The 22,116-nt window shown below is 53.3% G+C and carries 20 protein-coding genes; 16 read left to right on the top strand and 4 right to left on the bottom strand.

The annotated features are described in order from the left end of the window. Window positions 1-3: 3 nt before the first annotated feature. The 8 genes from FHU12_RS19095 to yjiA all read left to right on the top strand — a co-directional run bounded on the left by FHU12_RS19095 (window position 4) and on the right by yjiA (window position 8,836). The gene (locus FHU12_RS19095) at window positions 4-795 is read left to right on the top strand and encodes an ABC transporter ATP-binding protein (RefSeq protein ID WP_141971184.1); all 792 of its coding nucleotides are present in this window, start codon (window positions 4-6) and stop codon (window positions 793-795) included. Between the two features lie 32 nt (window positions 796-827). Beyond that, the gene (locus FHU12_RS19100; RefSeq protein ID WP_141971187.1) at window positions 828-1,910 is read left to right on the top strand and encodes a porin; all 1,083 of its coding nucleotides are present in this window, start codon (window positions 828-830) and stop codon (window positions 1,908-1,910) included. Window positions 1,911-2,495: 585 nt separating this feature from the next. Next, window positions 2,496-3,275: an ABC transporter ATP-binding protein gene (locus tag FHU12_RS19105; RefSeq protein WP_141971189.1), complete on the top strand. Its 780-nt coding sequence runs from the start codon at window positions 2,496-2,498 to the stop codon at window positions 3,273-3,275. A gap of 112 nt (window positions 3,276-3,387) precedes the next feature. Next, window positions 3,388-4,080 (top strand): MgtC/SapB family protein, encoded by a 693-nt coding sequence (locus FHU12_RS19110; protein ID WP_019453282.1) that lies wholly within the window; start codon window positions 3,388-3,390, stop codon window positions 4,078-4,080. 27 nt (window positions 4,081-4,107) lie between these two features. Next, on the top strand, window positions 4,108-4,992 hold the full coding sequence (locus tag FHU12_RS19115) for a LysR family transcriptional regulator (protein WP_141971191.1): 885 nt from the start codon (window positions 4,108-4,110) through the stop codon (window positions 4,990-4,992). 261 nt (window positions 4,993-5,253) lie between these two features. Next, window positions 5,254-7,434 carry a carbon starvation CstA family protein gene (locus FHU12_RS19120; RefSeq protein WP_033648584.1) on the top strand — a complete coding sequence of 727 codons (2,181 nt, stop codon included), beginning with the start codon at window positions 5,254-5,256 and terminating at the stop codon, window positions 7,432-7,434. A gap of 214 nt (window positions 7,435-7,648) precedes the next feature. After that, window positions 7,649-7,852, top strand: a complete 204-nt coding sequence (locus FHU12_RS19125; protein WP_004953088.1) for a YbdD/YjiX family protein — start codon at window positions 7,649-7,651, stop codon at window positions 7,850-7,852. Window positions 7,853-7,873: 21 nt separating this feature from the next. Continuing rightward, a complete protein-coding gene (gene yjiA, locus FHU12_RS19130; RefSeq protein ID WP_141971193.1) occupies window positions 7,874-8,836 on the top strand; it encodes a GTPase in 963 nt (320 codons plus the stop codon). A gap of 39 nt (window positions 8,837-8,875) precedes the next feature. Here the strand turns inward: yjiA and FHU12_RS19135 are convergent, their stop codons facing one another. The 4 genes from FHU12_RS19135 to FHU12_RS19150 form a co-directional block, all read right to left on the bottom strand. Continuing rightward, window positions 8,876-9,208 carry a contact-dependent growth inhibition system immunity protein gene (locus FHU12_RS19135; RefSeq protein ID WP_141971195.1) on the bottom strand — a complete coding sequence of 111 codons (333 nt, stop codon included), beginning with the start codon at window positions 9,206-9,208 and terminating at the stop codon, window positions 8,876-8,878. After that, window positions 9,205-9,492 (bottom strand): contact-dependent growth inhibition system immunity protein, encoded by a 288-nt coding sequence (locus FHU12_RS19140; RefSeq protein ID WP_141971197.1) that lies wholly within the window; start codon window positions 9,490-9,492, stop codon window positions 9,205-9,207. Before FHU12_RS19140 ends, FHU12_RS19135 begins: the two co-directional genes overlap by 4 nt. Before the next feature lie 4 nt (window positions 9,493-9,496). Continuing rightward, window positions 9,497-10,324: an RNase A-like domain-containing protein gene (locus FHU12_RS19145; protein ID WP_141971199.1), complete on the bottom strand. Its 828-nt coding sequence runs from the start codon at window positions 10,322-10,324 to the stop codon at window positions 9,497-9,499. Between the two features lie 149 nt (window positions 10,325-10,473). Further along, window positions 10,474-10,887: a putative T6SS immunity periplasmic lipoprotein gene (locus FHU12_RS19150; protein ID WP_141973037.1), complete on the bottom strand. Its 414-nt coding sequence runs from the start codon at window positions 10,885-10,887 to the stop codon at window positions 10,474-10,476. Between the two features lie 406 nt (window positions 10,888-11,293). Here FHU12_RS19150 and FHU12_RS19155 point away from each other — a divergent pair, with 406 nt between their 5' ends. From FHU12_RS19155 to FHU12_RS19190, 8 genes are all read left to right on the top strand, one after another. Beyond that, window positions 11,294-11,602: a hypothetical protein gene (locus FHU12_RS19155; RefSeq protein WP_141971201.1), complete on the top strand. Its 309-nt coding sequence runs from the start codon at window positions 11,294-11,296 to the stop codon at window positions 11,600-11,602. Window positions 11,603-11,831: 229 nt separating this feature from the next. Continuing rightward, on the top strand, window positions 11,832-12,956 hold the full coding sequence (locus FHU12_RS19160) for an HNH endonuclease (RefSeq protein ID WP_260440741.1): 1,125 nt from the start codon (window positions 11,832-11,834) through the stop codon (window positions 12,954-12,956). Between the two features lie 91 nt (window positions 12,957-13,047). Continuing rightward, window positions 13,048-13,965, top strand: coding sequence for a restriction endonuclease (locus FHU12_RS19165; protein ID WP_141971205.1), 918 nt, complete (start codon window positions 13,048-13,050; stop codon window positions 13,963-13,965). A gap of 172 nt (window positions 13,966-14,137) precedes the next feature. After that, window positions 14,138-17,551: a DEAD/DEAH box helicase family protein gene (locus tag FHU12_RS19170; RefSeq protein WP_141971207.1), complete on the top strand. Its 3,414-nt coding sequence runs from the start codon at window positions 14,138-14,140 to the stop codon at window positions 17,549-17,551. 63 nt (window positions 17,552-17,614) lie between these two features. Next, the gene (locus tag FHU12_RS19175; protein ID WP_141971209.1) at window positions 17,615-19,249 is read left to right on the top strand and encodes a type I restriction-modification system subunit M; all 1,635 of its coding nucleotides are present in this window, start codon (window positions 17,615-17,617) and stop codon (window positions 19,247-19,249) included. Continuing rightward, entirely contained in the window at window positions 19,246-20,367 is a 1,122-nt protein-coding gene (locus FHU12_RS19180; protein WP_141971211.1) for a restriction endonuclease subunit S, read from the top strand. The genes FHU12_RS19175 and FHU12_RS19180 overlap by 4 nt, the downstream gene beginning before the upstream one ends. Window positions 20,368-20,423: 56 nt before the next feature. Continuing rightward, window positions 20,424-20,972 (top strand): hypothetical protein, encoded by a 549-nt coding sequence (locus FHU12_RS19185; RefSeq protein ID WP_141971213.1) that lies wholly within the window; start codon window positions 20,424-20,426, stop codon window positions 20,970-20,972. A 118-nt stretch (window positions 20,973-21,090) separates the two neighbouring features. After that, on the top strand, window positions 21,091-22,056 hold the full coding sequence (locus tag FHU12_RS19190) for a 5'-nucleotidase (RefSeq protein WP_141971215.1): 966 nt from the start codon (window positions 21,091-21,093) through the stop codon (window positions 22,054-22,056). Window positions 22,057-22,116: the final 60 nt, after the last annotated feature.

Here is a 22,116-nt window from a genome sequence, read left to right on the forward strand (position 1 = left end):
CACATGGTGACTCAAGAGGTAATTATCAGCGCCCGCCGGCTGAACAAGACGTTTATCGGCGAAAACAAGCGCCCCAAACCCGTGCTTCGCGACGTATCGCTGACCGTACACGCCGGCGAGTTCGTCACCATTCTGGGGCAATCCGGCTCGGGCAAGTCCACGCTGCTGCGCATGCTGGCCGGGCTGATCCCACCGGACAGCGGCACGCTCACGCTGGCGGGCAAACCGGTCAACGGCCCGAGCGCCAACGTCGGCATGGTGTTTCAGTCCTACGCGCTCTATCCCTGGCTGACGGTGTACGACAACATCGCCTTCGGGCTGCTGGCGCAAAAGCTGCCGCCGCAGACGATCGCCGAGCGGCTGGGGGCGCTGCTGCGCCTGGTGGGCCTGACCGGCTATGAGCACGCCTGGCCGCGCGAGCTCTCGGGTGGCATGCGTCAACGGGTGGGCTTCGCCCGGGCGTTGGCGGTAGAGCCCGACCTCTTGCTGCTGGACGAACCCTTCTCCGCCCTCGATATCTTTACCGCGCAAAAACTGCGGGGCGACCTGCTGGCGCTGTGGGGAGACAGCCGGCTGCGCACGCGCGCCATGGTGATGGTGACGCACGACGTCGAAGAAGCGGTGCTGATGTCCGATCGGGTGCTGATCCTGGACGCGGCCAGCAAACGGATCGACGACGAATTCAGCGTCAATATCCCGCGTGCGGCGCGCAACCGGGACAGCCTGCGGCACCTCACCGATCGGATCCGCAGCTGCCTGTACAAAAAAATCGCGCAAGCGCAATCGGCCGGTTAACGGCCCTGTTTTCATCCACTTGGGGAACTGAAATGAACCATAAAAGCGTGCTGATGACGCTGATCATCCTGCTGCCGGCCGCCGCCACCGGGGCAGAAATCGTCAATAAAGACGGCAATAAACTGGATCTGTACGGCCAGTTGAACGGCGTGCATTACTTCAGCAGCGACGCCGACAATAACGGCGACCGCTCCTATACCCGCTTCGGTTTCAAAGGCGAGACGCAGATCGGCGACGCGCTGACAGGGTATGGCCAATGGGAATATCAGGCAGGGCTCGATCAGCCGGAAAGCGCCGGGCCGGGCGACAGCTATACCCGCCTGGGCTTCGCCGGATTGACGTTCGGCCCCTGGGGCAGCCTGGATTACGGCCGCAACTATGGCCTGCTGTATGACGTGGCCGGCTGGACGGACGTGCTGCCTGAATTCGGCAACGACAGCTACGAAGCGGCCGACAACTTTATGACCGGCCGCGCCAACGGCCTGCTGACCTACCACAACCGCAGCCTGGGCGGCCTGGTCGACGGCCTGGATCTCGGCCTGCAATATCAGGGGAAGAATCGGGGGGACGACGCTCAACGGGCGAAGGATATCCAGACGCAAAACGGCGATGGCTACGCCTTTTCCGCCACCTACGACACCGGCGTGGGGCTCAACGTGGGCGGCGCCTACGCTAACTCTGCGCGCACGCTGGCACAACAGCGCTTCGGCCTGGCTGACGGCGATCGCGCCCGGGCCTGGACGCTGGGGCTGAAATACGACCAGGACAACCTCTACCTGGCGGCAAGCTACGCGCGCACCGAAAACATGACCTACGTCGACGGCGATCGCTACGCCGGCTTCGCCCCTGGCGCAGACGCCGTCGAGGCGGTCGCGCAGTATCACTTCGATTCCGGCGTCACGCCCTCGCTGGCCTACCTGCAAACGCGCGGCCGCAACCTGCCCGGCATTGGCGACGCCGATCTGGTCAAATACCTGGATCTGGCGCTGAATTACAGCTTCAACGCCAACATGTCGACCTACGTGGAGTACAAACTCAACCTGCTGCAACGGCAGAACGCCGTCGGTGCCGGCGCCGACGACATCGTCGAAACCGGCATCATGTATCAGTTCTGATCCTCATCCCGGCCGGAGGGCGCTCTCCGGCCGGTTCATGATTCGACTTTCCGCCCGCCCCTTATTCTCTCGTTTAATTCAGGTTTATATTTCCATAAAATGACGCCTATATTCATTATCGCGCTTTCTGTTTACGCCCCGTTTAATGAATAAAGAAAATCTTTCCCGCATTCATATTAAATTACATTTTGCCGCCATAATTCGGTGCAACCACATTGAACAATAGGCTATGGCACGCGTATTATGGCCACACGAAAAATAACGGGAGAATGATATGGACGGCGACAGTTGGTTGTTTATTTTATTGTTGGAATCGCTGAGGTCACAGGAGCAATAGTCATCCCATTGCATCCTGAAAGTGTCAGGATATGAGTCAGTTATAGCATCCCTTCGCTTTACCCTTCAGCCTCTGGCCTGCGCGCACGCCGCACCGGCACGCCCGATGGGCTACCCCCTCCAGCATAAGCGTATTAACAGTCCGATAACGGTCAGGCTTATTTACACCCGCATTTATTTTACGCCTGCCCGGCGATAAATATCGGCCCTTTTTCCATGCTCATATTTTTAATTGGGTGGAGACGGATCATGATGGTAAAAAAAACCACGCTGCTGACGGTCAATAACGTCAGCAAAAGCGTTCAGCCTACCGGTAAAGAAAAACGTCTGGTGCTGGATGAAATCAATTTGCGCCTTTACGACAACGAGGTCGTCAGCATTTTGGGGCAGTCCGGCTCGGGTAAATCCACCCTGCTGCGCATGCTTTCCGGCCTGATCGCGCCGGATCTAGGTAGCGTGATGCTGGGGGATAAAAAAGTCTCGGGGCCGAATCCGCAGATCAACATGGTGTTCCAGACCTTCGCCATTTTCCCGTGGCTGAACGTCTACCAAAATATCGCCTTCGGGTTGCAGGCGCAGGATCTGCCGCCGCAGGTGGTCGAAGCCCAGACGCTGAAAATGCTCGATCTGGTCGGGCTCGCGCCCTACCGCGACGCCTACCCGCGTGAGCTTTCCGGCGGCATGCGCCAACGGGTCGGCTTCGCGCGCGCGCTGGCGGTAGAACCGATGCTGCTGTTGCTGGACGAGCCCTTTTCCGCGCTGGACGTCTATACCGGCGAACACCTGCGCAGCGATCTGCTGCGCATCTGGAGCACGCGCCAGATCAAAACCCGCTCCATCGTGCTGGTTACCCACAGCGTAGAGGAGGCGGTGATGATGTCTGACCGCGTCCTCCTGCTGGGCGCCGGCACCCTCGACGGCTGCTATCACATCACGCAGCGCCGCGAGGCGCGCACCCGCGAGGGGATGCAGCCGCTGACGGACAAAATCAGCGAGACGCTCAGCCGGCAGATCGCCGCCGCGCACTGAGCGCCGCCCTGGACTGGCGGGACGGAACCCCGCCAACTTAACTACCTGTTTATCAAGAGTTACCCCGCCACGGGTGGCTCATGATAAGCGGATAATACATCGAGTTATTATCATGCATTTCATTCATACACTGCTGACGCTGCTGACCGCGTCCGTCCTGGGCGCCGCCATCGGCTACGAAAGACAGTTCCGCCAGCGCACCGCCGGGCTGCGCACCAACACGCTGGTGGCCACCAGCGCGGCGATCTTCGTCCATCTGGCCATGACCATCGACGGCAGCGGCGGCGCGGTGCGCGTCATCTCCTACGTGGTCTCCGGCGTCGGCTTTCTCGGCGCCGGGGCCATCATGAAAGAAGGGATGAACATCCGCGGCCTGAACACCGCCGCCACGCTCTGGGGCTCCGCGGCGGTCGGCGCCTGCGCCGGCTGCGGCCTGTACGGCGATGCGCTGGCCGCCACGCTGTTCGTGCTCGCCGCCAATACCCTGTTGCGCCCGCTGGTCAATATGGTCAACAAACAGCCCTTCAATGACGTTAACGGCGAGTCTACCTACCAGATTTGCGTCATTGCCTTCGAGCATGAGCAGCGTGAGGCGCTGGCCAAATTCAAACAGGTGCTGCAAGGGGAAAACTGCTTTATCTCGCATCTGGATATCGAACCCTTTGGCGACGACGACGTGGAGATCACCGCCACGCTGATGCCGGCCTCCGTCACCACGCCGGTGCTCGACCAGACCATCAATAAATTGCTGAACGACAGCATGATGAAACAGGCCTATTACAGCCGCATCGCCGGCTCCGGCTAATGCCGTTCACTTCCAGGGAGATCAATCATGAAAACCATGCCAAAACTGGCGCATCTGACGATGTTCAAAGACATCGTCCACTGTGGAAGCTTGCACGAGGCCGCGAAAAAGCTGGCCATCTCGCAACCGACGCTCAGCCGGGTGCTGAAAGAGCTGGAAATGACCATCGGCGCCCGGCTGCTGGAGCGCAGCAACCGCGGCGTGCGCCTGACGGCGGTCGGCGAGCTGTTTTACCGGCGGATAGACGCCGCCACCAATCAGTTGCTCAACGCGTTTGACGAGCTGCGCGGCCTGAGTGCCGACGGCGAGAAGCGCCTGCGGGTGGGGATGAGCGTCGATCCGCTGCTGTGCTACCTGCCTCAGGTGCTCGAAGGCTTCAACCGCCGCTACCCGCATACCCGGGTGACGGTGGTGGAAGACGGCCCGGAAGGCCTGCTGGCCCGGCTGCGAAACTGCGAGCTGGATTTGGCGGTCAGCAGCCTGAACGGCGCGGCGGGCGGCGCCGATCTGGCCATGCAGGCGCTGAAAAGCGAGCGCTTCTCGCTCTATCAGGGAGGCGGCCGTACCGCAGCCGGGCAGCCGCCGGCCGAGGCCAAATGGGTGGTGCCGCGCTCCTGCTCGGTGGGGCATGCCGCCATCCGCGAGATCGCCGAACGCTATACGCCGCACGGCCAGATCGTCGAGACCGACTCCTTTCTGGCGACCTGGTGCCTGGTCAGGCAACAGGGCTATATCGCACTGCTGAGCGATCGGGTGGTCGCACACTACGCCCCGCAGCTGCACCTGCAGAAAATCCCGACGCAGGAGATCGACATCAGCGCGCGCTTTTACGTCTTTACCCGCCATGAGCCGGCCACGCCGCCGCTCAGCGCCGCGTTTATCCACCTGCTGCAGGCCATGCAGACGGTTTGAGGAGACAGGTCGCCGCCCGCCGGCGGCCGACTCTCTGGCTCAGGCCGCCAACCGCTTACCCCGCCAATCCAACCGTTCACCCGGCGGATCTGACCGCTGAGCGAAATACACCTGTCTTCCCCCCTTACCCCCGGCGATGATGAGCTGTTCCTAAACCCGCCTTACCTCGGGAAAGACGCTACGGCTCACCGCGCCACTCTGACATCTCTTACAAGCGGATGAGTTCATTCATATTTTGCAGACTGGAATTAAGGATACCTCATGAAACGAGAGGGGATTTTAAAGCACATTCCGTGGATGCTGCTGGGGATACTCGGCGCAGCCTGCCTCGGCGTGGTGGCGCTGCGCCGCGGCGAACACATCAGCGCGCTGTGGATCGTCGTCGCTTCGGTGGCGGTGTATCTGGTGGCCTACCGCTACTACAGCCTGTACATCGCCACCAAGGTGATGAAGCTGGACGCCGGCCGCGCCACCCCAGCGGTGGTCAACAACGACGGCCTGAACTACGTGCCGACCAACAAGAACGTGCTGTTCGGCCACCACTTCGCCGCCATCGCCGGCGCCGGGCCGCTGGTGGGGCCGGTGCTGGCCGCGCAGGTCGGCTACCTGCCCGGCACGCTGTGGCTGCTGGGCGGCGTGGTGCTGGCGGGGGCAGTGCAGGACTTTATGGTGCTGTTCATCTCCTCACGCCGCAACGGCGCCTCGCTCGGTGAGATCATCAAAAAAGAGATGGGGCCGATACCGGGCACCATCGCGCTGTTCGGCTGCTTCCTGATCATGATCATCATCCTGGCGGTGCTGGCGCTGATCGTGGTGAAAGCGCTGGCGGAAAGCCCGTGGGGGGTGTTCACCGTCTGCTCCACCGTGCCGATCGCGCTGTTTATGGGCATCTACATGCGCTATCTGCGCCCCGGCCGCGTGGGTGAAGTGTCAATCATCGGCATCGTGCTGCTGGTGGCCGCCATCTGGTTCGGCGGCGTGGTGGCGCACGACCCGTACTGGGGCCCGGCGCTGACCTTTAAAGACACCACCATTACCTTCACGCTGATCGGCTACGCCTTTGTCTCCGCCCTGCTGCCGGTGTGGCTGATCCTGGCGCCGCGCGACTACCTGGCCACCTTCCTGAAAATCGGCGTGATCGTCGGGCTGGCGATCGGCATCGTGATCCTCAACCCTGAGCTGAAAATGCCGGCGGTGACCCAGTTCGTCGACGGCACCGGCCCGGTGTGGAAAGGCACCCTGTTCCCGTTCCTGTTCATCACCATCGCCTGCGGCGCGGTCTCCGGCTTCCATGCGCTGATCGCCTCCGGCACCACGCCGAAGCTGTTGGCCAATGAGACCGACGCGCGCTTTATCGGCTACGGCGCGATGCTGATGGAGTCCTTCGTCGCCATCATGGCGCTGGTGGCGGCGTCCATCATCGAGCCGGGCCTGTACTTCGCCATGAACACCCCGCCGGCGGCGCTGGGCATCACCATGCCGGATCTGCACCGCCTGGGCACCGAAGACGCGCCGATGATCATGGCTTCGCTGAAGGACGTCACCGTGCATGCGGCGGCGGCGGTCAGCTCCTGGGGCTTCGTCATCAGCCCGGAACAGATCCTGCAAACCGCCACCGACATCGGCGAACCTTCGGTGCTGAACCGCGCCGGCGGCGCGCCAACGCTGGCGGTGGGCATCGCCCACGTGTTCCATCAGATCATTCCGGGCGCCAACATGGGCTTCTGGTACCACTTCGGCATTCTGTTCGAGGCGCTGTTCATCCTGACCGCGCTGGACGCCGGCACCCGCTCCGGCCGCTTTATGCTGCAGGATCTGCTGGGCAACTTCGTGCCGTTCCTGAAGAAAACCGACTCGCTGGTGGCCGGCATCGTCGGCACCGCCGGCTGCGTCGGGCTGTGGGGCTACCTGCTGTATCAGGGCGTGGTGGACCCGCTCGGCGGCGTGAAGAGCCTGTGGCCGCTGTTCGGCATCTCCAACCAGATGCTGGCCGCCGTGGCGCTGGTGCTGGGCACCGTGGTGCTGATTAAGATGAAGCGCACCCAATACATCTGGGTGACCGTGCTGCCGGCGGTGTGGCTGCTGATCTGCACCACCTACGCGCTGGGCCTGAAGCTGTTCAGCGACAACCCGCAGCTGGAAGGCTTCTTCTTCCTGGCCGGCGAGTACAAGCGCAAGATCGCCGAAGGCGGCGCCGAGCTGAGCGCCCAGCAGATCGCCAACATGAACCACATCGTGGTGAACAACTACACCAACGCCGGGCTGAGCATTCTGTTCCTGCTGGTGGTGTACAGCATCATCTTCTACGGGGTGAAAACCGCGATGGCGGCGCACAAAAACCCGAAACGCACCGACCAGGAAACGCCTTACGTACCGGTGCCGCAGGCCGCGCCCGCCGACGGCGTAACTGAGGGGGAGGTCAAAGTTTCGACCCAGCATTGATGTGATTTAACGGATACCCTGCATAATAAAATCAGTTATGCAGTACCGACATGAAAGTTAACCGGTACCCAAAGGATTTCGGGCCGCAGCAAGGCGGCAAGTGAGCGAATCCCCAGGAGCTTACTCAAGTAAGTGACTGGGGTTCGGGAGTGCAGCCAACACCGCTGCGGTTCGAAAGACGAAGGGTAAGCAGGGTATTTGGGAGTAAGAAACTATGTTCGGAAATCTCGGCCAGGCGGGGAAATATCTCGGGCAGGCGGCGCGCATGTTGGTGGGCGTGCCTGACTACGATACCTACGTCCAGCACATGAAAGACAACCACCCGGACAAGCCGGTGATGACCTATAAAGAATTTTTCCGCGAGCGCCAGCAAGCGCGCTACGGCGGCGACGGCAAAGGCGGCATGCGCTGCTGTTAACCCGCAGTCACAAGGATCCGTATGAAACCCATTGCAGTCACCATCCTGACCGGCTTTTTGGGCGCCGGCAAAACCACCCTGCTGCGCCACATCCTGAACGCCGAACACGGCTATAAAATCGCGGTCATCGAGAACGAGTTCGGCGAAGTGCCGATCGACGATGCGCTGATCGGCGATCGCGCCAGCCGCATCACCACGTTGAGTAACGGCTGCATCTGCTGCAGCAAGTCCAACGAACTGGCGGACGCGCTGCTGGATCTGCTGGACGGCGTCGACAGCGGCCAGCTGGCGTTCGATCGGCTGATCATCGAATGCACCGGCATGGCCGATCCCGGCCCGATTACCCAGACCTTTTTCTCGCACGAGATCCTGTGCGAGCGCTTCCTGCTGGACGGCATCATCACCCTGGTGGACGCGGCGCACGCCGAGCAGCAGCTGAGCCAGTTCAGCATCGCCCAGGCGCAGGTGGGCTACGCCGACCGCATCTTGCTGACCAAAACCGACGTGGCGCCGGACTGCGAAGCGCTGATCCAGCGGCTGCAGCGGATGAACGCCCGCGCGCCGGTCTACAAGGTGACGCACGGCGACATCGATTTGAGCGTGCTGTTCGACATCGAAGGCTTTACGCTGAACGACAAGCTCAACCTGACGCCAGCCACCCCGCTGTTCCGCCGCATCCCGCAGCCGCAGAGCGACATCCGCTCAATTGTCGTGACGCTGGAACGCCCGCTGCCGCTGATGCAAATCTCCGACGTGATGGAAGGCCTGCTGCTGGAATACGCCGACAACCTGCTGCGTTACAAAGGCATTCTGTCTATCGAAGACGAGCCGCGCCGCCTGCTGTTCCAGGGCGTGCAGCGGCTGTATAACGCCGACTGGGATCGGGAATGGCTGCCTGATGAGGAACGCCGGAGCACCTTGGTATTTATTGGTGTGAACCTGCCGGAGGAGGAGATTCGGGGCAGGATTGGAGGGTTGGGGTAAGCGGGGTTGGGATATGGGGGCCTGTGAGGGCTCAAACTCCTAAGTTCGTTTGAGCTGTTCCAGCTTGTGTTCTGTTTTCCATTGCAGCATGGTAAAGAACGCTACCGCTGTAGTGCCCCAGCTCTCCGGCACAAACTCATCTGAAAAATGCTCCGCCATGCCTTCGTTTATACGCCCCGCATAGGTGGCCTGAAATTTTTTGGCTTCCTCGAGGATATCGCGGATGACCTGACTGCCGTTTTGCTCAAGGAAGCCGTCAATCACACCCTCGGCCGTTTCGGCATCAGTAAACAGATCATAATCCTGACCGAAGTAAATACTGAATAAGCTACTGAGCTCGCTAAAGTGATTACGAATCACGATGGTGCTCAAAGCGCTTTCACTGCAGCACTTCTGGCCTGTTGCAGGAATTCGGGAACCGTGGTTCCCCATAGCTCAGGGCTGAAGGTAAAACCGAAACGTTGGTTGAATAATGACTCCACATTATCCTGCGCCAGTAACTCATCGATCTCATTGACCAAAGCCTCGCACTGCTGATGAGTCGCCAGACGAATGTACTCTGCGATCAGCGCAGTAATATCGCCCTCTGCATTTATCAGGTCATAATCTTGACCAAAATAAACGACGATCAGGTTATCAAGTTCGCTGGTTTTCATCGGCTTATCTCGCAGGGAAAGCGCTAAGGATAAAGTAAGGTTTGCCATTATAGCGGGTAAATTCAATCACGACGCCAACCCGATGACATTGATAGACGTCAGTGCTGCTGCGTAACACGCCATAGCCTACTGATTCTGTGAAATTGTGATACACGCTCAAACGGCTGCCGGGAGACGCGTACTTCATCCAATTCACAATATCTGCACGGTTCGCCTTTACCGTGACAGATACATACTTTTCGGCCTCCTTTACCGATCTGAAGGTACTTGCCGCGATCAGTTTCGGGCGCCTGGCTAGCCTGGCAATAAGCGCTTCCGGAGCTATGTTTATATGCCGAGCCAATGTGTGCCCGCCCGGATATTTACCGCTAACGGACTCATGCTCAACCAGCTTAACCCGCCCCATACGCACGGATGCGACCCTGGCTGCGCCAACCGCTCCGGCAAAGACAAAAGGCACGGCAATATCGACCGTTAAACCGACGTTATAGGCCGTTTCCCGATCGGCACCCAATGTTTGCGCCAATAAAACGGCAGACTGATAAGTATCAGTCGTCGTTGGGTGCCCGGTAATCATCTGATTGGAAGCGGCTTTGATGCTGTCCAGACTATGCGTTCCCACCACCACGCACCCGACCTTGGTGATAAACGTCGGATCCGGCGCATAACACAACACCCCTGCCCCCATCAGCTCAACGACACCACCGGCAAGCCCCAAACCGCCAAGCAGACGGTTACTGAGCGTTTCGCCTTCAGTGACGCTTTCATCAGACAGTACCGCCGCAAGCTGCACCGGCGACAAGGCAATACGCAACTCATCTTCATTCGCCATGTTCGTTCATCCGTGAATGAGCAAAACCGTATGATTAGCATAAGCTCTAGAAAGGAGAAATACTGGAACGGTTAACGCCAAATTGACCTGCACCTTATCTGCAAAGTTCGGGCAGTGCTGAAGCACTGTTATTTCAATAGAGCGCCTCATTATTGGATGTTTTCGATAGCAAAGTGATTATTGAATCTTTTCACTTTGAAGTGAGCGATAAAGGCCCTGCCAGACACATCCTGCAGATTTCTGCGCTTATCAATAGGCACAAAATTTAGCCTCATGCTGTAGATATAATTTTCCTGAAACGGGTAATCGTTCTGCGTAACGCAAATGCCCTTTTTAAGATCCTGGTTCCCCACCTCAATCAATTTCTCATCCGTATCACCACTGATAAAGAGCGTATCTGGCCTTTCATTTTCCTTTGGTGACGGATAGATGCAGATGTCTCCATTCGCTTTAGCATGGGCGGCGATAGGGATGTCCGGCGCATAGCGCTGATCGAGACGATCGCCAGTACAGGCACTTAACAATATCGATCCTGCAATGGCCAGCAAGCAATTAGGTTTCATCATATTCCATTATTTATAAATCTTAATGAGTAAATATAACTCATGAATGGATGGCTGATAATTCAACGCAAAGATGATATACCGAATTGCGAGGTACATTCCAATCCTAAAAGTAAATAAACTGTAATTCCATACAGCTTATTTTTTCCTTTTACTGATAACGTTATAGTTTTTTTGCTGCGGCAAAATCCGCAACCGGAGTTAGCGTTCCGAATCTGACATACTACCGCTGTATTATGTAATAATGCAGCAGCTTTAGTTCACTCCAAATAATGGTGGCTCAGGCGGGGGCTTCGTAAGAAGCGCCGGTTCGTATGTCCCGGTGACGCTAACCCCGTCTGGGCTACCACCCGAGTTTAGCGTCTCTGGTGGTAGTCATTAATCAATGACATACGGAGATGCACCCATGACAAAGGTTCCCACTACAGAATCCGTTGCAAGCACCCTTACCCTCTACCGCCAACTGTTTAACCACCTCGATCTTAGCGCTTTCAGTCCCTCAGAACTTTTAGACCTGGCCGCCCTCTCTGCCGAACAGGCGGAAGGTTTGTGCCACGGCCTGATGCTATTCGGCCATTTACTGCAAAAGCACCCACAGCTGGACACTGAAGGCTGGGAACAGCTGAATCGCTATCTCAATGCTACAGCGCATCTGGTTCCTGCACTGTGTAACCTGTATGGGCGGGCACTGCGGGAAATGGAAGCCTGCAGCTAACGTAAGAGAAAATCAGGGCGATGCCTGCACTCATCGCTCTTCCTACCCACGATTTCCAATAGATCTGACTGACATATCACAACAAAAGCATTCATCAAGGTAGGCATTTCCTCCCCTACCTGGCATAGTTAACGCATTCGGTAAATCGATGAGTTAACTGCTGGGTATTGATGCATACTGCTCTCGTCAGCAAGCACATTGCTCAGAGCCAACTCGGCAATGTGAGGGAGTGGTTTTGGCAACAGCAATAGAAGCATTATCTTCAAAAGAATCCGTTTTAAAAGCCATCGAAGAATATAAAAAACTTGGCCGAGATGAATTCTTAAAACAACATAAAATAAAACGATTTAAAAAACACACCCTTATTTATAATGGCGAGAAGTACGACATCCGAGGCATTGCCGCTAGAGCATACAGTGAGCAACATGGCTATCCGTTTAAGGGAATCAACGCCGATAGCGGCACGGAAAAAGCTATCCAATTTCTCAAAAACCTCGGTTTTGAGATCGTCGAAACACCGCATCCTTTTGATTACTTAACCGAAGGCAAACTGTACACACGCAAAGCACTTATCGAGCTTTACGGCGGGCAGCTGCAAGGCGGTATCTGGACCCCACGGGAATTCCCGGTAATCTTTATCTTCACCGGAGAAAGCGGCGAAACCTACGGCTATAAAGATGGATGGACAGCCGAAGGCAGCTTCTCTTATACGGGAGAAGGCCAAAAAGGCCCTATGGAATTTATTCGAGGTAATAAATCCATCCGCGACCATAAAAAAGACGGCAAAGACATCTTCCTGTTCGAAGACAACAAGAAAGAAAAAGGCGTCCGCTATCTTGGCATGTTTGAGTGCGATTCTTGGGATCATATTCAGTGCTTAGACTTAGAAAATAACATGCGCCAAGGCATTACCTTTAACCTGTTCAAAGTCTCGTCACTGCACGCGGTTGAAGAAGATGCAGACACCGATGAAGCTGATACGCAGACAAAGACGCTCGAGCAGTTACGCAAGAAGGCACTGCAGTCCTCACAGCAATCAGGCCAGCGCCAACAGAGCGACAGCAAAAAATCCTGGTTCAAACGCAGCGAAGACGTAAAAAAATACGTGCTCAAGCGCGCCAATGGCATCTGCGAAGCCTGCGATCAGCCGGCACCGTTCAAGAAAAGAAACGGCGAGCCCTACCTTGAACCTCACCACACCAAGCGCCTAGCCGACGAAGGCCCCGATCATCCGCAGTGGGTGGGTGCCATCTGCCCAACTTGCCATCGCCGGATTCATAGCGGGGTGGATGGGAAAGAGGTGAATAAGCAGCTGATGGTGAAGTTGGAGCTGAAAGAGGCCGCTATAGGTTAAAAGTTGCCTGCCACACCGTGCTACCTGTCAACTTCAAAACAGAGTTTGTGCAGTATCATAGGAATAATAAGGAAAAACAGGGAACCTCAGCATGTCAGTACCTACCTACGACCAATTCATCGAGCCAGTGCTTCGCTTTTTAGCAACTAAGCCCGAAGGCGCAGTTGCTCGGGATGTGCAAGATGCAGCAGCAGACATACTCAACCTAAACGAAGCACAACGGGCAGAGACCATTGCCAGCGGCCAATTGGTTTACAAGAACCGTACCGGCTGGGCTCACGATCGTTTGAAACGTGCTGGGCTCTCGCACAGCTTATCCAGAGGAAAATGGTGCTTAACCGCCAAAGGCATCGACTGGTTAAAGCAGCATCCAAACCCGCTCACTGCAGCAGAAGTCGAACATCTCGCTTTGGCTTATACCAACGTCAAACTTCAACAAAATAGTGATGCGGTAGATTTGGACCCAGTTACAGAACCCCTTCTCACCGAAGCGATGTTAACGAATAGCCCAGACGACCGCCTGGAACAATCAATCAAAGAGATCCGCGATGCGGTAGCAACAGAACTGCTGGAGAACCTTAGCCAGGTATCCCCAGGCCGCTTCGAAGTTATCGTGTTGGATGTACTGCACCGTTTAGGTTACGGCGGCCACCGCGATGATTTAAAGCGTGTCGGAGGCAGCGGTGATGCGGGGATTGATGGCGTAATTTCTTTAGACAAGCTCGGCTTAGAAAAAGTGTATGTACAAGCCAAACGCTGGCAAAACACCGTAGGCCGCCCTGAGTTGCATGCCTTCTACGGTGCACTTGTGGGACAAAAGGCTAAACGAGGGGTCTTCATCACGACCTCTGGCTTTACTAAACATGCCGTTGCCTACGCGCAATCAGTGGAAGGCATGGTACTCATCGACGGTAACCGACTAGTGCATCTGATGATGGACAACGAGGTGGGTGTCAGTTCGACTTTGCTTAAAGTGCCAAAGTTGGATAGTGATTATTTTGATCAGTAATAAGTGCGTCCAATCTCAAATAAAGAATTGCTTTGGAGACTAATAAAATGATCAGCAGTCATCGATTGGTCTTAGGATGAATCAGCTATGACTCCCTCTCGCTTTGCTGCCAAAAGTAATGTGATATCCTTTCCAGAAATGCTGTTGTATCCACGATATAAGGCGATGATTGATGGAGCAGTCTCTCAATTTTGAAATGTTGCGCAGCCAGTGGCCGGAACTGGCGGAACTCGCGTGTATGGCAGAACGTTACGTTCACACCGACCCGGAAAGCAGTCTGGTGAAGCTGCGCAACTACACCGAATTGATGGTGCGTTGGTTATATCGTCAGGAACGGCTGCCTGAAGGCATCAAAGCAAATCTGTATGATTTAATGAACGCCGATGTCTTTACCAGCATGATGCCGGAAGCCATCATCATGAAAATGGATGCGCTACGTATACACGGCAACCGCGCCGCGCACGGTGGACGTATCAAGGCCAAAGATACCTACTGGCTGCTTAAGGAAGCGTATTTATTAGGTGTCTGGCTATATGTTCGTTACGCCCACGGTAATGTTGATAACTGCCCCAAATTTTCTCTCCCTCCGTTAACGCAATCTTCAGGTCGTGCAGATGAAAAACGTCTGGAAGATGCAATCAGGGCTCAAGATGAAAGCCGTGAGCGCGAATTGGCATTACAACGCGCATTACAACAGGAGCAGGAAAAGGCCGAACACCTCACTCAGCGCCTGAATGAAGCCAGGGCGCGTAACCAGCATGTTGCCGATATCCTCTCTATTGATGAAGCGGAAACCCGCCGCCGCCTGATTGATTCTCGTCTGCTTGCTGCTGACTGGAATGTAGGTGAAGAACTTAAGAATACCGATCAGGTTACGCAGGAACACCCGGTTAAAGAACAACCTACTGCAACCGGCGACGGTTATGCGGATTATGTCTTGTGGGATGAGGCGCATAAACCGCTGGCAGTGGTGGAAGCAAAAAAAACCAGCGTCAATGCCGAACAAGGACGAATTCAGGCCCGACTGTATGCAGACTGGCTGGAAAAAGAATACGGTCAGCGTCCGGTCATTTTCTACACCAACGGCTACGATGTCTGGCTATGGGACGATCATAAAACTCATGGCTATCCTCCGCGCCGGGTATTTGGCTTCTATTGTAAGGAAAGCCTGCAATATCTTATTCAGCAGCGTGAAACCCGTCTGCCGCTGAACAGTGTGCCGCATGTCAAAGACAACGAAGGTAAGGCCGTTGCCGGACGTTTGTATCAGCTTGAAACTATTGCCCGCGTCAGCGAACGGTTTACCAACAAGTACCGACAATCGTTAATTGTACAGGCCACTGGTACAGGCAAAACCCGCGTGGCAATTGCACTAAGTAAACTGATGATTGATGCTCGCTGGGTAAAACGCGTCCTGTTTCTTTGCGACCGTAAAGAGCTGCGTAAACAGGCGGCGAATGCCTTCAATCAGTTCACCAATGAGCCGCTGTATGTGGTCGGGAAATCAAAGAAAGCAGACAGACAGAATGCCAGAATCTACATCGCTACCTATCCGGGCATGATGAAAATCATGGACCATTTCGATGTCGGTTATTTCGATCTGATCATCGCCGATGAATCCCACCGCTCTATCTACAACGTCTACGGCGATCTGTTTAAGTATTTTGATGCCCTCCAGATTGGCCTGACGGCCACGCCGATCGACATGGTGAGTAAAACTACTTTCGGCCTGTTTGGTTGTGAAGGACGTATCCCTACCGCCAACTACAGCCTGGAAGATGCCATCGCCGATAACAATCTGGTTCCCTATGAGGTTGTCACGCATACCACAGAATTCCTGCGCGAAGGCATAAAACGGGAGAGATTAAGTGACGCTCAAATCCGCGAGCTGGAAGAACAGGGTATCGATCCCAATACGCTGGAATTTGACGGCAAGGCGCTTGATGAAGCAATTTATAACAAAGACACCAACCGCTATATTCTGCGTAACCTGATGGAAAATGGCCTGAAAGATCAGGACGGCCAGTTGCCCGGTAAAACCATCATTTTCGCCCGTAACCACAAACACGCGCTGCTGTTGAATGAATTGTTCGACGATATGTACCCGCAGTTTGCTGGACGCTTCTGCCAGGTTATCGACAACTACGATCCTCGTGCCGAGCAACTGATTGACGATTTTAAAGGGCTGGATGAAAGCACCAACAAAGAGCTGACCATTGCTATCTCTGTTGACATGCTCGATACCGGTATTGATGTCCCGGAGATTGTGAATCTGGTCTTTGCCAAACCAGTCAAATCGAAAGTGAAGTTCTGGCAGATGATTGGCCGTGGTACGCGTCTTTGTTCAGGGTTGTACGGCTATGATGACAACGGCAAACCGCTGGATAAACAAAAATTCCGTATCTTCGATCACTGGGGCAATTTTGAGTATCACGAGCTGCATACCGAAGAGGCCGAAGTCACAGCAACAAAATCGCTGGCGCAAAAACGTTTCGAGGCATGGATCACTCTAGGGGCCGCAGCGCAGCGTAAGTTCGATAAACAGGCGGTGGATTTAGTCGCTCACCAGCTTCGTGAGCAGATCAACGCACTGGATGAAAAGTCGATTGCCGTGCAGGAGAAGTGGCAGCAAAAAGCGCAGTACAGCGATGAAAAAGTGCTGCGCCAGCTTTCCCCGAAGACACAGCAGGATCTGCTATCTGTCCTGGCCCCACTGATGCAGTGGCTGGACGTGCGCGGGCAAAGTGATGCCATGCGCTTTGATATGGATATTCTGGCGGCGCAAACTGCACGCTATACCAACCCGGAAGAACTGGATGTGCTCTGGCCGGTCATCGTGGAGAAAGTGGAGCGCCTGCCGCCACATCTGGCACAGGTTCAGCAGCAAGGGGAGCGAATTAATCAGCTTCGTGATTTAGGCTGGTGGAAGCAAGCTAGCCTGGAAGAGCTGGAGGATATCCGCATTCATTTGCGCGGCATTATGCACCTGATGGAAAAAGATGCGACGCCGCAATTTGGTTCGATACAGGTGGATATTACCGAAGATGCGAACCTGATCCAGACGGAGACCCGCAAAACCAACATCCGCTCAATTGATTTCAAACTCTATCGTCAGCAGGTTCAAGGAGCGCTGGAGCCGCTGTTCCAGCAAAACCCGGTGCTGAAGAAAATCCGCAACGGCGAGCCGGTGACGCAAAGCGAGCTGGATGAGCTGGCAAAGCTGGTGCTGATCCAGAACCCCAACGTTGATATTCGTGCGTTGAAAGAGTTCTATCCGCAGGCAACCGCCAGCCTGGATAAACTGTTGCGTACCATCATCGGGATGGACAGCGACGCGGTGGAAGTGCGCTTTGCCCAGTTCGCCGCTGACAACAGTTTGACCAGCCAACAACTGCGCTTCCTGTCATTGCTGAAAAACCACATTCGCGATTACGGCACCATTGAAATGCGACAGCTCTTTGAACAGCCGTTTACGCATATCCACAACGAAGGCGTTACTGGCGTGTTCCCGGATCTAGAGCAGATCGCCCGGCTGCAAAAGATAGTCGAAGAGCTGGGTGTTGTGACCGACGCAGCGACGGTATAATACGCACATGACAAGCCCCGGCAGCGGGGCTTTTGTATTTATAACAAGGTATAGACGTTAACAATGATCACCGGTGACTTAAAAAGTAAAATCGACGGCCTGTGGGAAGATTTCTGGGTAGGCGGCATAACTAACCCGCTGACCGTTATCGAACAGATCACCTACCTGATGTACTCCCGGATGCTGGATACCCAGGAACAACGCGACGAGAAGCGTAAACAAATCGCGGGCGTTGATTTTAAACCACGCTTTGCGCCTGAGCAGCAGGAGTTCCGCTTCAGCCACTACAGCAACCTTGGCTCAGACGAAATGATGGAAGTAGTGCGCGACGGCGTATTCCAGCATTTCCGTCAGCTTGGGCAAGCTGAAGATACGAAAGTGACGCTGCTGGGCAACTTTATGAAAGATGCTCGCCTGGAGATTGTTAAACCGTCACTGCTGACCAAAGCCGTGGAGGTGATCAAAAACCTGCCGCTGGATCGTGGCGACACCAAAGGCGATCTCTACGAATACCTATTAAGCAAGCTAACCACCGCCGGGATCAACGGTCAGTTCCGTACGCCGCGCCACATTATCCGCACAATGGTTGAAATGATGGAGCCGAATCCAGCACGTGGTGAGACGATTTGCGATCCGGCCTGTGGCACTGGTGGTTTTCTGGCGACCAGCTATGAGTACCTGTTGGAAAAATACAGCTCGCTGGAGTCCATTCATACCGAGATTGGCAGCAACGAACGCGGTGAGCTGGAAGAGCAAAAAATCTTTACTGGTGATCTGCTGACGCCGTGGCGTGACCATGTGGATAACAACATGTTCCACGGCTACGACTTTGATACTACTATGCTGCGTATCGCCGCTATGAACCTGATTATGCACGGCGTGGAAGAGCCGGATATCCACTATCAGGACACCATGAGCCAGAGTTTCAGCACCAACTTCCCACAGGCCAGCAAAAATGCTTTCAACCTGATATTGGCGAACCCACCCTTTACCGGTTCACTAGATGAGGAAGATATCGACGCCACGCTGTCGGCGATGGTGAAAACCAAGAAAACTGAGCTGCTGTTCCTGGCGCGAATTCTGCAAATGCTGAAAGTAGGCGGACGCAGCGCCACTATCGTGCCGCAGGGCGTGCTGTTTGGCTCCAGTAAGGCGCACCAATCACTGCGTAAAACGCTGGTAGAAGATAACCAGTTAGAAGCGGTGATCAATCTGCCTTCCGGCGTATTTAAACCTTACGCTGGTGTGGCGACGGCGATCCTGATCTTTACCAAAGGCGGCCAGACGGATGAGGTCTGGTTTTACGATCTAAAAAATGACGGCTACAGCCTGGATGACAAGCGCATCCCGATAAAAGACAACGATCTGCCGCATCTACTGGCAAGCTGGAAGCATTACCGTACTTTGCGCGGGCTACCGGTTGATAACTTTATGGGTGAGAAGTTAGCCTCGCTGCTGAAACAGCAGCAACCGGAAGGGATTGATGCTGGCGTTGATTTTAAAGATCGTACTCAGGCGGCGTTTATAGTGCCGAAAGAGGACATTGCCGCGCAGAAATACGACCTCTCTATTAATCGTTATAAAGAAGTGGTGTATCAGGCTGAAGAGTATGAAGATCCAAAGGTGATACTGAAGCGGCTGAAGGACTTGGAGAAAGAAATTCTCGCGGATTTAGATGAGCTGGAGGGGATGCTATGAGTTGGCCGATGGTGAAACTTCATGATATTTGTAGACCAAAACAGTGGAAAACTATAGCTGCCAGTAGTTTAATTGCATCTGGTTACCCAGTTTATGGTGCAAATGGGAAAATAGGGTTTTATTCTAAATTCACGCATGAATTCCCAACGTTGATGATTACTTGCCGTGGAGCTACTTGCGGTAATGTGCACATTTCTGAGCCCATGGCATATATTAATGGGAATGCCATGGCATTGGACGATATAGACCGAAGTAAGGTTGACATCAAGTATTTGTACTATTTTTTTCTAAAACGGGGATTTGACGATGTGATTTCTGGCTCAGCACAACCACAAATTACTGGCCAGGGTTTAACTAAAGTAGAGATTCCTCTCCCTCCGTTATTAGAACAAAAACGAATTGCAGCTATTCTTGATAAAGCCAATGATATACGCCAAAAACGTGAGCAAGCTGTCAAACTCGCTGATGATTTTTTGCGTGCCACGTTTTTGGAGATGTTTGGTGATCCTGTTGCAAATCCGAAGAAATGGGATGTGGCTTCTTTGTTAGAATATGGTTCATTTAAAAATGGAATGAATTTTACGAAAGGTGAGTCAGGCTCGGTACTGAAGTGCCTGGGAGTTGGCAATTTCAAATCACTAGCAACTATTACCTGTATGGACAATATCGATGAAATTGAATTAAATACTCTTCCTTCAGATGATTATCTTTTGAAAGATGGTGATATCGTCTTTGTCCGCTCTAATGGTAATAAAGCCTTGGTCGGAAGATGTCTTACTATTTATCCAAATAAAGAGAAAGTCACATTTAGTGGATTTTGCATTCGATACAGAATAGAAAAATCTGCAATAACGGCAGAGTATCTTAACTTTCTCTTCCGTACACCTTCAATGAAACGGCAAATGTTAAGCGGGGGCCAGGGAGCAAATATTCAGAATATTAGCCAAGGTACCTTATCTGCACTCAGGATACCTGTACCTCCATTGGATAAACAACTTGCTTTTGCCAAATTGGTTGATTTCCGTGCATCTATTTTGAAAAAACAATATGATAAAATGTCTGAATCTGAAAAACTCTTCGATGCTTTGACTGGCGATTTTTTCATATTTAATGAGTGATGGTTTATAGAATAACTCATTCATTACAAGAGATTATTAAACACATAGAGGGGCAAATGGGTACATATATCTCAGATAAAACAGAAACATGTTTTGATGAATATTCTTTAATCGAAAAAGTCGAGGATGGCTATGAGATTAGTGTGTACTCATTTAAGCTTCATGCAGGAAATCCTTACCAACCACATATATCAGAAAGTTATAGTGGTGATATTTTTATTAGCTATTTGTACTATGGAAATGATTCTTACTACGAGCGTAGGCGTCAGGAGTACAGAAAATATTTATCATTAAAAGAAATCCATCTTGCTATTCTAACGATATTTCCAGATGAGCGAAGAATCGCGATAGGTATAAAAAAAGAAAGCTATAGCATCGTTAAAATATCTTATGTGGCAGCGGATGAAGTATATCTTCTTGATATTGCAAATAAAGAAATGTTATTGCTAGATAATATATTTTGCCTTCATAATATTATTTCCAAGCATGAAAGCAATATTAATAAGTTGGAAGGTGAATTAGCAAGTGGTAAAAAAGAATTCCAAAGCATGAAGTTAGATGTAAAAGAAAAATGTAAATCTATTCTTGATATTGTTGATCAGTAAAAATAACCCCAGTGGCTATAATTTATTGATGTGGAACTCTTCTAATGGCTGAAATACTTTCTTTGCGTTATGATGCTTTGCTTCTACAACCTTGTGATTTCACGTCAGGAAAGTAACCATGCCTTTAGATTTAAGTAACACTTTAGTTATTGGCATCAGCGCAACTGCGCTTTTCGACATGAGCGAATCCGACCGCATGTTTCGCGAAACGTATGCAACCGATCCTGACAGTGCTATTGAAAAGTATCGAGCCTACATGCTGGAACACGAAAACCAGCCTTTACAGCCCGGAACAGGTTATCCCTTAGTCAAAGCGCTTCTGGGTCTGAACCGGTACCGCCAGCCGGATGATAAATCGCCGCTGGTTGAGGTTGTTGTGATGTCGCGTAACAGCCCTGATACAGGTATCCGCGTTCTGAATACAATTCGTCATGACAAACTCGATATCACTCGCTCTGCTTTTACAGCAGGCGAAACCGTTGCCGATTATCTTGATGCCTTTGATGTCGATTTGTTTTTAACGACCAACGTCGAGGACGCGCAAAAGGTTATTGATTCTCGATTCTGCGCCGCTGCAATCCTCAAAGATCCTCCCTCCGACGCCTCCGATATCCCGGAAGGGCAGGTACGTATCGCGTTTGATGGTGATGCCGTGCTTTTCTCTGATGAAAGTGAGTTAGTTTATAAAACTCAAGGGATGGCCGCTTTTCACGCCTTGGAGGATGCGCAGCAAGATATCCCGATGGCTGAAGGGCCCTATGCAACTTTGCTAAAAAAAATAGCCAAGCTTCAGGAGCGACTACCGACAAGGGTTGAGTATTCACCTGTCCGTATTGCACTGGTGACAGCCAGAAACAGCCCTTCGGAAATGCGCGTCATTAAAACACTGAGAAGCTGGGGGGTGTATGTCGATGAAGCTTTTTTTCTTGGCGGTGTAGAGAAAACAAAAGTTCTGAAGGCGTTTAAACCACACATTTTCTTTGACGATCAGGATGTGCATTTGATCGCGGCGGCAAAGGTTGTACCTTCTGGAAAAGTCCCTTATGCCAGCAACTCCGAACTTGCAGAACGTGAAGCATCGTAATTATCGCTGACAAACCATTTAGTCATCAAGGCTGAATGGTTTGTATGCCACAGCCAAAAT

Origin of the sequence: Serratia marcescens (assembly GCF_006715005.1) — a bacterium.
Lineage (GTDB): Bacteria > Pseudomonadota > Gammaproteobacteria > Enterobacterales > Enterobacteriaceae > Serratia > Serratia montpellierensis.